The following is a 14465-nucleotide window of genomic DNA, read 5'->3' on the forward strand; positions in this document are numbered from 1 at the left end:
CGCTTTTGCCGGAAATGCGTCAGGCAAGCAACTCGCCTATCGCCTTCTGGAAAGCACGCTCGGCCTGATCGCGCAAGCGGTGACGTCCGCCCTCCACCTGTTTCACGCCGCGTACCCACACATCACTGACCTGCGCGCGACCGGCAAAAATCCAGCCATCCAGCACGGCATCGCCCTTGGCGTGCGGCAAACGTCCGGTATCCAGCGCGACAAAATCCGCCGAAGCGCCAAGCTTCAATCCGTCATCGGCGCGACCCATCGCGATGTTGCCGCCGCGCACCGCACCATCAAACAGAGCGCGCCCCGTGGAAGCTTCACTTTCGGCCAGCACATTGCGGGCGCGATGATGGAGGCGCTGCGAATATTCCAGCTGGCGCAATTCGTCGCCAATACCGATCAGCACATTCGAATCCGAACCGACACCGAACTTGCCGCCCGCTTCCGCAAACACCGTTGCATTGAAGGTTCCGTCGCCGAGATTGGCTTCCGTCACAGGGCAGAGACCGGCAATCGCCCCGGCCTTGGCCATGCGTCGGGTTTCGTCGTCGGTCATATGGGTTGCATGGATCAGGCACCAGCGCGAGGACAGGTCCTGATTATCGAGAAGCCACTCGACCGGGCGCTTGCCCGACCAGGCAATGCTGTCTTCCACTTCCTTCACCTGCTCGGCCACATGGATATGAACTGGCGTTTCGGGCAGAAGCTTCGTCACAAGGCTGAGTTCATCCGGCGTCACGGCGCGCAGGCTGTGCGGCGCAACGCCTAAAACCGCGCCGTCGAAACCCGTCAGCGCCTGTTTGCAGCCTTCAATCAGCCGCGCAAAGCGGTCCGGATCATTGATGAAGCGGCGCTGGCCTTCATTGGGCGCGCTGCCGCCGAAACCCGAATGTGCATAGAAAACCGGAAGCAGCGTCAGGCCGATGCCTGCCGCCTTCGCGGCAGCGACAATGCGGTCAGCCATTTCGGAGAGATTGGCATAGGGTGTGCCGTCGCGATCATGATGCAGATAATGAAACTCGCCGACGCGGGTGAACCCGGCCTCCAGCATATCGACATAAAGCCGCAAAGCCACGGCTTCCGCCTGTTCGGGCGACATGGTGAGCGCGAATTTGTACATGATCTCGCGCCAGCTCCAGAACGAATCGGCAGAGGGACCGCGCTTTTCAGCAAGCCCCGCCATCCCATACTGGAACGCATGGCTGTGCAGGTTCGGCACGCCTGCGACAATCGCCGCGTGGCGTTCATCCCCTGCCCCGGCAGCCTTGTCGGCCTCAAGAGAAGCGATCTTTCCATCGGCAATGCCAATGCGGACATTCTCGGCCCAGCCATTGTCGAGAAGCGCCTGACCGGCATGGATAAAACGCAGTTCGGGCGTAGCAGCTGACATGAATAGGTTCTCCTCAAATGTTCCCGCACAGACCAGCTCAATATGTTGCCATTCCAACGCGAAAAGCCGTGTCACAGTTTTCAGGCTAGAATGCCATCTTTCAACAGTTCGCTTGTCTGCGCATTTTTCTCTTGGCTGTTTCAGTAATATGTATATACATTATCAAAAAACAGGGGAAGCGAGAAAACGCTCATGCTCAAAAATTCAAGCACCGTTTTTATCAATGCGCGCATTGCGACGCTGGACGAAGACGCGGACGGCCTCGGCCTCATCGAGAACGCAGCACTTGCCGTCAAGGACGGTTTGATCGCCTATGTCAGCCCGCAGTCGGCACTGCCGGAAGACTATGCGACCTTTGACAAAATCGATTGCGAAAACCGGCTGATCACGCCGGGCCTCGTCGATTGTCACACCCATCTTGTTCATGCCGGAAATCGCGCGCATGAATTCGAGCTGCGCTTGCAGGGCGCTTCCTATGAGGAAGTTGCACGGGCCGGTGGCGGCATTGTTTCCTCGGTCAAGAACCTGCGTGCTGCCAGCGAAGACGATCTGGTGCGTGAGACCCTGCCCCGTCTTGATGCGCTGATTGCGGAAGGCGTGACCACCGTCGAGGTCAAATCCGGTTACGGTCTCGATCGCGACAGCGAAATCAAGTCGCTGAAAGCCGCCCGTCGGCTTGGCGAAGAACGCGACGTGGCAATCCGCACCACTTTCCTTGGCGCGCACGCACTGCCGCCGGAAATGAATGGCGACAAGGCTGCCTATATCGACAAAATCGTCGATGACATGCTGCCTGCCATTGCAGCAGAGCATCTGGCCGATGCGGTGGATGGTTTCTGCGAGGGCATCGCCTTCCTGCCGGATGAAATCGCCTGCGTGTTCGATGCGGCCAAGGCGCATGGCATCGCGGTCAAGCTTCATGCCGACCAGCTTTCCAATCTGCATGGTGCGGCCCTTGCCGCGTCCTATGGCGCATTGTCCGCCGATCACGTTGAGTATACCGATGCGGAAGGTGCTGCCGCCATGGCCAAGGCCGGAACAGTGGCCGTGCTGCTTCCCGGCGCTTATTACTTCATCCGCGAAACCCAGAAGCCGCCGGTTGAAGCCTTCCGCGCTGCGGGCACAAAGATGGCGCTTGCCACCGACAACAATCCGGGCACATCGCCGCTGACCTCGCTTCTGCTCACCATGAATATGGGCGCAACGCTCTTCCGCATGACGGTTGATGAATGTATCGCAGGCGTCACCCGTGAGGCTGCACGCGCCCTTGGCATTCTCGATCAAACCGGCACGCTGGAAGTTGGCAAGGATGCAGATCTCGCCATTTGGAACGTCGAGCGCCCCGCCGAACTCGTCTACCGCATCGGCTTCAACCCGCTGTGGAAGCGGGTTTTCAAGGGCCGAATTTAGAGCGCATTTCGATCTGATTATATCAGATCGGCGCTCTAACTCTTTGTTTTAACACGCATCTTTTCCGAAAACCGTTTCACACTTTTCGGGATGCGCTTCAATATCGTCCGTATGGGCATAGCCCATACGGGAACCCAACGGAGCCTTTCATGACCATTATCCTCAAGCCCGGTTCTGTTCCGCTTGAAACGCTGGAAACAATCTATCGCGATGCGGTTCCCGTCCGCATCGACCCCGCATTTCATGCCGGTGTCGAAAAGGCAGCCGCGCGCATTGCAGAAATCGCAGCAGGCGACGAGCCGGTTTACGGCATCAATACCGGCTTCGGTAAACTCGCCTCAATCCGCATCGCGCCCGGCGATGTGGCCACGCTTCAGCGCAACCTGATCCTGTCGCATTGCTGCGGCGTCGGCGATGCGCTGCCGGAAAATATCGTGCGCCTCATCATGGCGCTGAAGCTGATTTCGCTCGGTCGCGGTGCGTCCGGCGTGCGGCTTGAAGTCATCACACTTCTCGAAGACATGCTGGCAAAAGGCGTGATCCCGATGATCCCGGAAAAGGGTTCTGTCGGCGCGTCCGGCGACCTTGCGCCGCTGGCCCACATGACTGCCGCCATGATCGGCGAAGGTGAAGCCTTCTATCAGGGCGAACGCCTCTCCGGCGCAAAGGCGCTGGAAAAGGCTGGCCTGAAGCCGGTCGTGCTTGCCGCCAAGGAAGGGCTGGCGCTGATCAACGGCACGCAGACATCGACGGCCCTCGCACTGGCGGGTCTGTTCCGCGCTCATCGCGCCGCGCAGACGGCTCTGATCACCGGCGCATTGTCCACCGATGCCGCCATGGGATCGGATGCGCCGTTCCACGAGGAAATCCATACGCTGCGCGGTCATAAGGGCCAGATTGATGCTGGTCGTGCATTGCGCGCCCTGCTCAACGGTTCTGTCATTCGCCAGAGCCATCTTGAAGGCGACCAGCGCGTGCAGGACCCCTATTGCATCCGTTGCCAGCCGCAGGTCGATGGCGCTTGCCTCGACATTCTGCGACAGGCCGCCCGCACGCTGGAAATCGAAGCCAACGCAGTTACCGACAATCCGCTGGTTCTCTCGGATGGACGCGCCGTATCGGGCGGCAACTTCCACGCCGAACCTGTCGCCTTCGCCGCCGACCAGATTGCGCTTGCCGTCTGCGAGATCGGTGCAATCGCCCAGCGCCGCATCGCGCTGCTGGTCGATCCGGCGCTGTCCTTCGGCCTGCCGGCCTTCCTCGCCCGCAAGCCGGGGCTCAATTCCGGCCTGATGATCGCGGAAGTCACCTCTGCCGCACTGATGAGCGAAAACAAGCAGATGGCGCATCCGGCGTCCGTCGATTCCACGCCAACCTCCGCCAACCAGGAAGACCATGTGTCCATGGCCTGCCATGGCGCGCGCCGCCTGTTGCAGATGACCGCTAATCTCAATGCCATTATCGGCATTGAGGCGCTGACCGGCGGATTGGGCGTCGAGCTGCGCGAGCCGCTGACCACCAGCCCGGAACTGGCCAAGGTCATCGCCGTGTTGCGCGGGCGCGTGCCGACGCTGGAAGACGACCGCTATATGGCCGACGACCTCAAGAATGCCGCCGATCTGGTGGCTGACGGTGCGCTTGCCGGTGCGGTTTCGAGCGGCATCCTGCCCGCGCTGGAGGCGTTATCATGAGCCCGTTTGAAGTTCGTCAGGGAATATCGCCGGTCATTATCGGCCTGCCGCACACCGGAACCGATGTGCCGCAGGATATCTGGGCGCGTCTCAACGACACTGGCAAAATTCTTGCCGATACCGACTGGCATATTCACAAGCTCTATGACGATCTCATCGACGACGCGACCATGGTGCGTGCAACCTTCCATCGCTATTGCATCGATGCCAATCGTGATCCGGCGGGCGCAAGCCTCTATCCGGGACAGAACACCACGACGCTGATTCCGGAAACCGACTTCGACGGACTTTCGATCTGGAAGGATGGAGAAGCGCCGACCGAGGCCGATATTGCCGACCGCACAGCGCGTTTTCACAAGCCCTATCACGAGGCGCTGGCCGCCGAGATCGAGCGCGTAAAGGCGATCCACGGCGTTGCCATCCTCTATGACTGCCATTCGATCCGCTCGCATATTCCGTTCCTGTTTGAAGGTAAATTGCCCGATTTCAACATCGGCACGGATATGGGCAAGACCTGCGATCCGAAGATCGAGGCGGCAGCTGTCGAAGTAACCGCCAAGGCAGATGGTTACACGTCGATCCTCAATGGCCGTTTCAAAGGCGGCTGGACGACGCGCCATTACGGCAAGCCGGAAACCGGCGTCCATGCCATCCAGATGGAGCTTGCCCAATCAACCCATCTTGCGACCGAAGCCGTTCCCTTCGCCTATGATCAGGCCAAGGCGGACAGGCTGCGCGTCCATCTCAAAACCCTTTTGCAGCGACTGGAAAAAATCGCGCACGAACTCAAATCCTGAGGAGAACACCATGTCGAACCCACGCCATAATGAGCGCGAAGTCCGAGCGCCGCGCGGAGACGAACTCAACGCCAAGAGCTGGTTGACCGAAGCGCCGCTGCGCATGCTGATGAACAATCTCGACCCCGACGTGGCCGAGCGCCCGCATGAGCTGGTGGTCTATGGCGGCATTGGCCGCGCTGCCCGCACCTGGGACGATTTCGACCGCATCGTTGCAACCCTCAAGACGCTCAATGAAGACGAAACCCTGCTCGTGCAGTCGGGCAAGCCGGTTGGCGTTTTCCGCACCCACAAGGATGCGCCGCGTGTTCTGATCGCCAATTCCAACCTCGTGCCGCATTGGGCAACCTGGGATCATTTCAACGAACTGGATAAGAAGGGTCTCGCCATGTATGGCCAGATGACCGCCGGTTCTTGGATCTATATCGGTGCGCAGGGCATCGTTCAGGGCACTTACGAAACCTTTGTCGAAGCCGGTCGCCAGCATTTTGACGGCAACCTCACCGGCAAGTGGATTCTGACCGGCGGCCTCGGCGGCATGGGCGGCGCGCAGCCTCTGGCGGCAGTGATGGCTGGCGCCTGCTGTCTCGCCGTCGAATGCGACCAAACCCGCGCCGATTTCCGTCTGCGCACCCGTTATGTCGATGAGAAGACCCACAGCCTCGACGAAGCGCTGGCCAGGATCGATGCCTGGACCAACGCAGGTGAGGCAAAGTCCATCGCGCTGATCGGCAATGCGGCTGAAATCTTCCCGGAACTCGTCAAGCGCGGCGTGAAGCCGGATATCGTGACCGACCAGACCTCCGCGCATGATCCGGTGCATGGCTATCTGCCGCTCGGCTGGACCGTCGCCGAATGGCGCGCCAAGCAGGAGAGCGATCCGAAAGCCGTCGAGAAAGCCGCGCGCGCTTCGATGAAACTGCATGTGCAGGCGATGGTCGATTTCTGGAATATGGGCATCCCGACCCTCGACTATGGCAACAATATTCGCCAGATGGCACTGGAAGAAGGCCTCGAAGACGCCTTTGCCTTCCCCGGCTTCGTGCCGGCCTATATCCGCCCGCTGTTCTGCCGCGGCATCGGTCCGTTCCGTTGGGCGGCCCTTTCCGGCGACCCGGAAGATATTGCGAAGACCGACGCCAAGGTGAAGGAACTGCTGCCGGACAACAAGCATCTGCACAACTGGCTCGACATGGCGAAAGAACGCATCGCGTTTCAGGGCCTGCCAGCGCGCATTTGCTGGGTTGGCCTCGGCGACCGCCATCGCCTCGGCCTTGCCTTCAACGAAATGGTCCGCAATGGCGAGCTGAAAGCGCCTATCGTCATCGGCCGCGACCATCTCGACAGTGGCTCGGTCGCCTCGCCAAACCGCGAAACGGAAGCCATGAAGGACGGTTCGGATGCCGTTTCCGATTGGCCGCTTCTGAACGCCCTCCTCAACACCGCTTCGGGTGCAACCTGGGTGTCACTGCATCATGGCGGCGGCGTCGGCATGGGCTTCAGCCAGCATTCGGGCATGGTCATCTGCTGCGACGGCACAGAAGATGCGGACCGCCGTCTGGAGCGCGTTCTGTGGAACGACCCCGCCACGGGCGTCATGCGTCATGCCGATGCAGGCTATGAAGAAGCGCTCGACTGGGCCAAGCAGCAGGGCCTGCGCCTGCCCGGCATTCTGGGGAATTGAGGTCGAATGGCCGTCACTCTTCTCAAGGCCGAAAATCATCGCCGCATGCCGTGGAAAAACGGCGGCGGCGTGACGGTTGAGATCGCCGTCCACCCGCAAGGCGCGTCGGTCGATGATTTCGACTGGCGCATCTCCATGGCGACCGTCGCAAATGACGGCCCGTTTTCCGTCTTTCCCGGTATCGACCGCACCTTGTCGGTGCTGGAGGGCGACGGCATCCTGCTCGATGTCGACGGACAGCAGAGCACCCTCACCCGCGACAGCGCGCCCTTGGCCTTTGCGGCAGACAGCCATTCGGCTGCGCGCCTGATCGGCTCCGCCATTACCGATCTCAATGTCATGACCCGACGCACGCGCTATATGCATCGCGTCCGCCGCATCAGCGGGAGCAATGCTGCGGCGACATTGGAAACCCGGATCACAGGCGAAACGCTGCTTATTTTCTGTGCAGAAGGAGAATTTGCACTCCAGACCGACACGGGAATCGCGCATCTCGGTCCACATGACGCGGTGATCCTGGCTGCGCCTGTCAAAAATTCCGTTGAACTTAAAGGTAAGGGAGACCTGTTCCTGATCACGATTACTGCAATCGGATCAGACGCTTAAATAAATTTCCGCCAGAAATGCCCGCAAAGAAATCTTTGTCTGCCTCTCTGGACAGGAAATACGGTCCTGCTAATTTGCTGAGATCGATATGTATAGGCTTATAAACACATAAAAGGGGTACTATTCATGAAAAAATCGTGGTTTGCCGGTGTTGCGCTGGCAGCATTCGCTTTCGCATCGGCAGCACATGCTGAGACCGCCGTTTCCATCGGCTTTTCCGGCTGGACGGGTTTTGGCCCGCTGACGCTGGCCAAGGAAGCTGGCATTTTCAAGAAGCACGGACTTGATGTGACGCTGAACAAAATCCCGCAGGCGAGCCGCCATCTGGCGCTGGCATCGGGCGACATTCAGTGCGCCGCCACCACCGTTGAGACCTGGATCGTCTGGAACGCTGTTGGTGTGAAGTCCAAGCAGATTTTCCAGATGGACAAGTCCTATGGTGCTGACGGCATTGCAGTGCGCGCCGACGTCAACTCCTTCGCCGATCTGAAGGGCAAGACGATTGCTGCTTCTGCACCGGGCACCTCGCCTTACTTCCTGCTGGCCTTCATGCTCGCCAAAAACGGCATGACCACCAAGGATGTGAAGGTCGTCAACATGGAGCCGGGACCGGCAGCACAGGCTTTTGTGGCTGGCCAGAACGACGCCGCCATGACCTATGAGCCTTATCTTTCGACAGTGCGTGCGGCACCTGACAAGGGCAAGATTCTCGCCACGACGCTCGACTATCCGGCTGTGACGGATACGGTTGGCTGCACACCTGCCTTCCTCGAAAAGAACCCGGAAGCTGCCAAGGCGCTTGCCGACAGCTATTTCGAAGCGCTGGACATGATCGCTGCCGACAAGGACAAGGCCTATGAAATCATGGGCAAGGACGTGAAGCAGTCGGGCAAGGAGTTTGGTGCCTCTGCCGAATATCTGCGCTGGCAGGACAAGGCCGCCAACCACAAGTTCTTCGATGGCGAGTTCAAGGAATTCACCGCTGAAGCAGCTGATCTGCTGTTGCAGGCAGGCGTGATCAAGTCGAAGCCGAACCTCGATGACATCGTCGATACGAGCTTCATCAAGTAAGATCGCTTTCTGGAACACAGCCCGAAAGGCATGAAACGCTTTTCGGGCAAAGCGTTCAAAACAGATAGTGAGTGCTGTTCCGGGCGGCGACGCCCGGACCGACCTCTCCCCTTCCGTCTCTCTTTGAAGACGGGCGCGCGACTGAACGGACAATGACATGCAGCCTTTGCAGCCGATAGGCAACACGACCCGGGTCTTACTGGGCATCCTGTTTTTCATTCTATTTTTTGTATTCTGGGGCATTGCCACGCTTGGCGGCTTTGTCTCGGCCACCTTCCTCGCCGATCCGATCACCATGGTCAAAGACGGCTACGACCTCATCGCCAATCAGGGTTTCCTGTCCGATATCGGCATGACGGTCTGGCGCGTGCTGGGCGGCTTCGTGCTGGCAAGCCTCGTTGCCATTCCGGTCGGTGTGGCCATGGGCGCCTACAAGCCCATCGAAGCGCTGCTGGAGCCTTTCGTCTCCTTTGCGCGCTATCTGCCTGCTTCGGCTTTCGTGCCGCTCCTGATCCTCTGGGCTGGCATCGGCGAAACCCAGAAGCTGCTCGTCATCTTCATCGGCGCGGTGTTCCAGATCATCCTCATGATCGCGGTCATCGTCGCCAATACCCGCCGCGATCTGGTGGAAGCGGCCTATACGCTCGGCGCGTCCAACAGCGGTATCATCCGCCGCGTGCTGATGCCTGCCAGCGCACCCGACATTGCCGAAACGCTGCGTCTCGTACTCGGCTGGGCATGGACCTATGTGATCGTGGCCGAACTCATCGGCGCATCGTCGGGTATCGGCTATATGATCATCAACAGCCAGGCGCTGATGGCCACCGGCCAGATCATTTTCGGCATCATCATCATCGGCGTCATCGGCCTGATTTCTGACCTTGCCTTCAAATATTTCAACCGCTGGCTCTTTGCATGGAGGTTCGCATAATGGCTCCCAAGACCGATCAGGAACTGGTTGTTAAGGGCGTCAGCCGCACCTTCCCCGGCGTGCATGGCGGCAAGCCGACGCTCGCCCTGCAAGCAACCGATCTCATCATTCCAAAGAACGACTTCGTCACCATTCTCGGCCCTTCGGGCTGCGGCAAGTCTACGCTTCTGCGCATCATCGCCGGTCTCGACAAGCCGACGACGGGCACGGTGACGCTGGAAGGCAAGCCGGTTACCGGACCGGGTGCTGATCGCGGCATGGTGTTCCAGTCCTATACGCTGTTTCCATGGCTGACCATTCGTCAAAATGTCGGTTTTGGCCTGCGTGAAAAGGGCCTGCCGGAAAAAGAGGCCCGCGAAATCGTCGATAGCTATATCGACAAGGTGGGGCTGCGCGGCTTTGAAAATCACTGGCCGAAGCAGCTTTCGGGCGGCATGCAGCAGCGCACCGCCATTGCCCGCGCATTGGCCAATGATCCGAAAATCCTGTTGCTCGACGAGCCCTTCGGCGCGCTCGACAACCAGACACGTGGTCTGATGCAGGAACTGCTGCTCGGCATCTGGGAGCGCGAGCACAAGACTGTGATTTTCGTCACCCACGATATCGAAGAAGCGATCTTCATGGCCACCCGTGTGGTCACGATGACCGCACGCCCCGGCAAGATCAAATCGATCACGCCGGTCGATATCAAGCATCCGCGTTCCTACCACGTCAAGGCAAGCCCGGAATTTTCCGAACTGCGCCTCAAACTGACGGAAGAAATCCGCAGCGAAGCCATTGAAGCAGCCAGGCAGGCTGCCTGAAAATAACGGTTTCTTGAGATTATCGGGTGAATTATGAAAGGGCTGCGACATTCGTCGCGGCCCTTTCTTTTCAGGACAGATTCCACCATGGCCGTTACAGCAGAAGACCTCGAGAACCGTATTGTCTACGTCAACGGTGACTATGTTGCCGCGCGCGATGCCCGCATTTCCATTTTCGACCGAGGCTTCCTTTTCGGCGACGGCATTTATGAAGTAACCGCCGTGCTGGAAGGCAAGCTGATCGACAGCGGCCCGCATATGACACGCTTGCGCCGCTCCACCGGCGAAATCGGCATTCCGATGCCGTTGAGCGAAGACGAAATCGTCGCTATCGAGCGCGAGCTGGTGCGCCGCAACAATCTGACCGAGGGGCTGGTCTATCTCCAGATCACCCGTGGCGATGGCCGCGACCGCGACTTTGTGCCGGGTAAAGGCATCAAGCCATCAGTAGTTCTGTTCACGCAGGAAGCCAATCTGCTCGACAAGCCTGCGCTGAAAACCGGCGCGCGCGTGCTTTCGCTGGATGATCTGCGCTGGAAGCGCCGCGACATCAAGACGGTGTGCCTGCTGCCGCAAGCGCTCGCCAAGGAAATCGCCAAGAATGCCGGTTGCGATGAAGCCTGGATGATCGAGGACGGCTATGTCACCGAAGGCGCATCATCCACAGCCTATATCGTGACCAACGACGATGTTGTCGTCACGCGCCCCAACAGCAACGCCATCCTGCCCGGCTGCACGCGCCTGTCGCTGCTGCAACTGATTGCGGAGACCGGCATGAAGCTGGAAGAGCGCCTTTTCACCATCGACGAAGCCTACGCGGCCATGGAAGCTTTTCTCACCAGCGCCGGCACATTCGTCACTCCGATCACCGTCATTGACGACAAGACCATCGGAACCGGCAAGCCCGGCCCTGTCGCCCAGCGCCTACGCGAGATCTATCTCGACCACGCCCGCCGCACCGCGATCTGAAAACGAGGACGGACCGGAGCATTTTTCCCTCATCCTGAGGAGCTGTCCTGAGCCCTGAGCCCGTCGAAGGGTCGAAGGAAGGCGTCTCGAAGGGCGAGGGAAAACGCACAACGCCTGCCCTCGTCCTTCGACCCTTCGACGGGCTCAGGATGATGATCCGCACCTCAGGATGAGGGGGTAAGCATCGCGCTTAAAGCAGAACCGCGCCGGAATTGCTTCCGGCGCGGTCTGGAGCTTCGCCCGCCCCCCGACGGCGAAGCCGCTAAAACATGTGACGCTGGCCTCCTTTGCAGGCCGCCAGAGTCAGAACATCAGCGCTTCTGGTTGTAGACGTCGATACAGACCGCACCCAGCAGCACGATACCCTTGATGACCTGCTGATAGTCGATACCGATGCCGAGGATCGACATGCCGTTATTCATGACGCCCATGATAAGCGCGCCGATCACTGCACCTGTCACACGACCCACACCGCCATAAGCCGATGCGCCGCCGATGAAGCAGGCTGCGATCACGTCGAGCTCGAAGCCGATACCGGCCTTGGGCGTTGCCGTATTCAGGCGCGCCGCGAAAACCAGACCGGCCAGAGCTGCCAGTACGCCCATATTGACGAAAGCGAGGAAGGTCAGTCGTTCGGTCTTCACGCCGGACAGCTTGGCTGCATGGCGGTTGCCGCCGACCGCATAAATCTGGCGACCGATCACCGTGCGATTGGTGAGAAACGCATAGGCCGCAATCAGCACCGCCATGATGATCAGCACATTCGGTAGTCCGCGATGCATGGAAATCAGGAGCGACAGATAGGCAATAGCCGCAAAGAACAGAATGTTCTTGATGACAAACAGGCCAAACGGCTCTGTTTCCACTTCATGCGCAATATGGCGCTGACGCGACTTCACATTCTGCCAGATCATGAAAGCGGCCAGCAGCACGCCGATGATCAGCGAGGTCAGGTACACGCCGCCTGCCGTGGTGCCGAAAATTTCCGGAATGAAGCCCGACGAGAGCTTCTGGAACACGACCGGAAACGGGCCGACCGACTGGCCGCCGAGCACCGCCAGCATCAGGCCCTTGAAGACCAGCATGCCCGCCAGCGTCACGATGAAGGACGGTATGTTGAAATAGGCGACCCAGAAGCCCTGCAACGCGCCGATCAGACCACCAACCAGAAGGCAGAGAATGGCGGCAATCGGGAACGGGATGCCCCAATGCACCATCATAACCGCCGCCAGTGCGCCGATGAAACCGCACACCGAACCGACCGACAGGTCGATATGGCCGGTCACGATAATCAGCAGCATGCCGAGCGCCATGATGACGATATAACTGTTCTGCAGAACCAGATTGGTCAGGTTCAGCGGCTTCATCAGCACGCCGCCCGTGACGATCTGGAAGAAGATCATGATCGCGACGAGCGAGAGTAGCATCCCGGATTCGCGCAGATTGTTCTTGAGATAACGCCCAACGCTGCTTGTCTGGCTGCTTCCGATAATATTCTCGCTCATTGCCGTTTTCCCTTGTTCCGCATGATGGCGCGCATGATGTTTTCCTGCGTTGCATCTTCGCCGGCGACTTCGCCGACGAAAGCGCCTTCATGCATGACGACGATGCGGTCGCAGATGCCGATCAGTTCCGGCATTTCCGAAGAAATGACGACCACGCCCTTGCCGCTCTCCGCCAGTGAATTGATGATGGTGTAAATGTCGTATTTCGCGCCGACATCGATGCCGCGCGTCGGCTCATCGAGGATGAGCACATCCGGTCCCGTGAACAGCCATTTCGACAGCACGACCTTCTGCTGGTTGCCACCCGAAAGCGTGCCGGTCTGCTGAAAGACATTGTGGCTGCGAATGCTCATCTGGTTGCGATATTCACCAGCAACCTTCATTTCGCGAATATCGTCGATGACGCCCTTCGGGCTGACGCCGCGCAGATTGGCCAGCGAAACGTTGCGCGCAATGTTTTCACCCAGAACGAGGCCGAGCTTCTTGCGATCCTCGGTCACATAGGCAAGCCCGGATTTGATCGCCCGCGCCACGGTGGAAATATCAGCGGCCTTGCCGTTGATGCGCGCCTCGCCGGTGATATTCGTGCCCCAGGAACGCCCGAACAGGCTCATCGCGAATTCAGTGCGGCCAGCGCCCATCAGGCCTGCAATGCCGACGATTTCGCCCGCCTTGACCTTGAACGACACGTTCTTGACCGAATGCCGCTCCGGATGCAGCGGATGATAGACGGACCAGTTGTCGACCTCCAAAATCACGTCCCCGATCTTCGGGTCACGCTTCGGATAGCGGCTTTCCAGATCGCGATCGACCATCTTGCGGATGATATCGTCTTCCTCGACCTCGCCTGCATGACAATCAAGTGTCGCCACGGCCTTGCCGTCGCGCAGCACTGTGATCTTGTCGGCAACTTCGCGAATTTCATTCAACTTGTGCGAGATCAGGATCGACGTGATGCCCTGCGCGCGAAACTCCTTCAGGAGCGTCAGAAGCGCTGCACTGTCCGTTTCGTTCAGACTGGCCGTCGGTTCATCGAGGATCAGCAAGCGCACGCGCTTTGACAAGGCCTTGGCGATTTCCACCAGCTGCTGCTTGCCGATACCGATATCGGTGATCAGCGTATCGGGCGATTCCGACAGGCCGACCTTTTTTAAAAGTTCCCGCGTGCGCATATGCACGGCACTGCGGTCGATGACGCCACGGCTCGCCGGTGGATTGACCAGGAAAATATTTTCCGCAATCGACATCAGCGGGATCAGCGCCAGCTCCTGATGGATGATGACGATGCCCAGCGCTTCGGAATCATTGATGTCGCGAAACTGCCGTTCTTCTCCGTCGAAGAAGATCGAGCCTTCATAGCTGCCATGGGGGTAGACACCCGAGAGCACCTTCATGAGTGTGGATTTGCCAGCGCCATTTTCGCCGACAAATGCGTGAATCTCCCCCGGCATGACCGTGAAATTGACGTCGCTCAACGCCTTCACGACCCCGAAGGATTTGCTGATGCCGCGCATTTCAAGAATAGGTTTGCCAGCCGCGTTGTGCTGGCTTCCCTGCTCCTCAAGCGGGACAGGATTGGCTACATTCATCGCTCACTCCCGACAGAGCGCC

12 protein-coding genes are annotated in these 14465 nt (G+C 59.2%); 9 read left to right on the forward strand and 3 right to left on the reverse strand.

Annotated features, from left to right (window positions below; translation table 11 throughout):
- Positions 1-19 precede the first annotated feature (19 nt).
- Complete coding sequence (locus ACTJKP_RS04800) at positions 20-1387, reverse strand: formimidoylglutamate deiminase (protein WP_440629848.1); 1368 nt, start codon at positions 1385-1387, stop codon at positions 20-22.
- Between the two features lie 192 nt (positions 1388-1579).
- On the opposite strand from ACTJKP_RS04800, the gene hutI reads away from it, so the two are divergent.
- The 9 genes from hutI (at position 1580) to ACTJKP_RS04845 (ending at position 11349) form a co-directional block, all read left to right on the forward strand.
- On the forward strand, positions 1580-2797 hold the full coding sequence (hutI, locus tag ACTJKP_RS04805; protein WP_440629849.1) for an imidazolonepropionase: 1218 nt from the start codon (positions 1580-1582) through the stop codon (positions 2795-2797).
- A gap of 149 nt (positions 2798-2946) precedes the next feature.
- Complete coding sequence (gene hutH, locus ACTJKP_RS04810) at positions 2947-4488, forward strand: histidine ammonia-lyase (RefSeq protein ID WP_440629850.1); 1542 nt, start codon at positions 2947-2949, stop codon at positions 4486-4488.
- The gene (hutG, locus tag ACTJKP_RS04815; protein ID WP_440629851.1) at positions 4485-5285 is read left to right on the forward strand and encodes an N-formylglutamate deformylase; all 801 of its coding nucleotides are present in this window, start codon (positions 4485-4487) and stop codon (positions 5283-5285) included. The genes hutH and hutG overlap by 4 nt, the downstream gene beginning before the upstream one ends.
- 10 nt (positions 5286-5295) lie before the next feature.
- Positions 5296-6969 (forward strand): urocanate hydratase, encoded by a 1674-nt coding sequence (gene hutU, locus ACTJKP_RS04820; protein WP_440629852.1) that lies wholly within the window; start codon positions 5296-5298, stop codon positions 6967-6969.
- 6 nt (positions 6970-6975) lie between these two features.
- Positions 6976-7575 (forward strand): HutD/Ves family protein, encoded by a 600-nt coding sequence (locus ACTJKP_RS04825; RefSeq protein WP_440629853.1) that lies wholly within the window; start codon positions 6976-6978, stop codon positions 7573-7575.
- A gap of 126 nt (positions 7576-7701) precedes the next feature.
- Positions 7702-8646 (forward strand): ABC transporter substrate-binding protein, encoded by a 945-nt coding sequence (locus ACTJKP_RS04830; RefSeq protein ID WP_078338841.1) that lies wholly within the window; start codon positions 7702-7704, stop codon positions 8644-8646.
- Between the two features lie 157 nt (positions 8647-8803).
- A complete protein-coding gene (locus ACTJKP_RS04835; protein WP_078338842.1) occupies positions 8804-9577 on the forward strand; it encodes an ABC transporter permease in 774 nt (257 codons plus the stop codon).
- A complete protein-coding gene (locus ACTJKP_RS04840; RefSeq protein WP_440629854.1) occupies positions 9577-10380 on the forward strand; it encodes an ABC transporter ATP-binding protein in 804 nt (267 codons plus the stop codon). The genes ACTJKP_RS04835 and ACTJKP_RS04840 overlap by 1 nt, the downstream gene beginning before the upstream one ends.
- A gap of 87 nt (positions 10381-10467) precedes the next feature.
- Positions 10468-11349 (forward strand): D-amino-acid transaminase, encoded by an 882-nt coding sequence (locus ACTJKP_RS04845; RefSeq protein WP_440629855.1) that lies wholly within the window; start codon positions 10468-10470, stop codon positions 11347-11349.
- Between the two features lie 311 nt (positions 11350-11660).
- Here ACTJKP_RS04845 and mmsB read toward each other — a convergent pair whose 3' ends face one another.
- On the reverse strand, positions 11661-12854 hold the full coding sequence (gene mmsB, locus ACTJKP_RS04850; protein WP_138785430.1) for a multiple monosaccharide ABC transporter permease: 1194 nt from the start codon (positions 12852-12854) through the stop codon (positions 11661-11663).
- Positions 12851-14443, reverse strand: a complete 1593-nt coding sequence (gene mmsA / locus ACTJKP_RS04855; RefSeq protein ID WP_440629856.1) for a multiple monosaccharide ABC transporter ATP-binding protein — start codon at positions 14441-14443, stop codon at positions 12851-12853. Before mmsA ends, mmsB begins: the two co-directional genes overlap by 4 nt.
- Between the last annotated feature and the right edge of the window lie 22 nt (positions 14444-14465).

This window comes from Brucella sp. 22210, assembly GCF_052045675.1.
Lineage (GTDB): Bacteria > Pseudomonadota > Alphaproteobacteria > Rhizobiales > Rhizobiaceae > Brucella.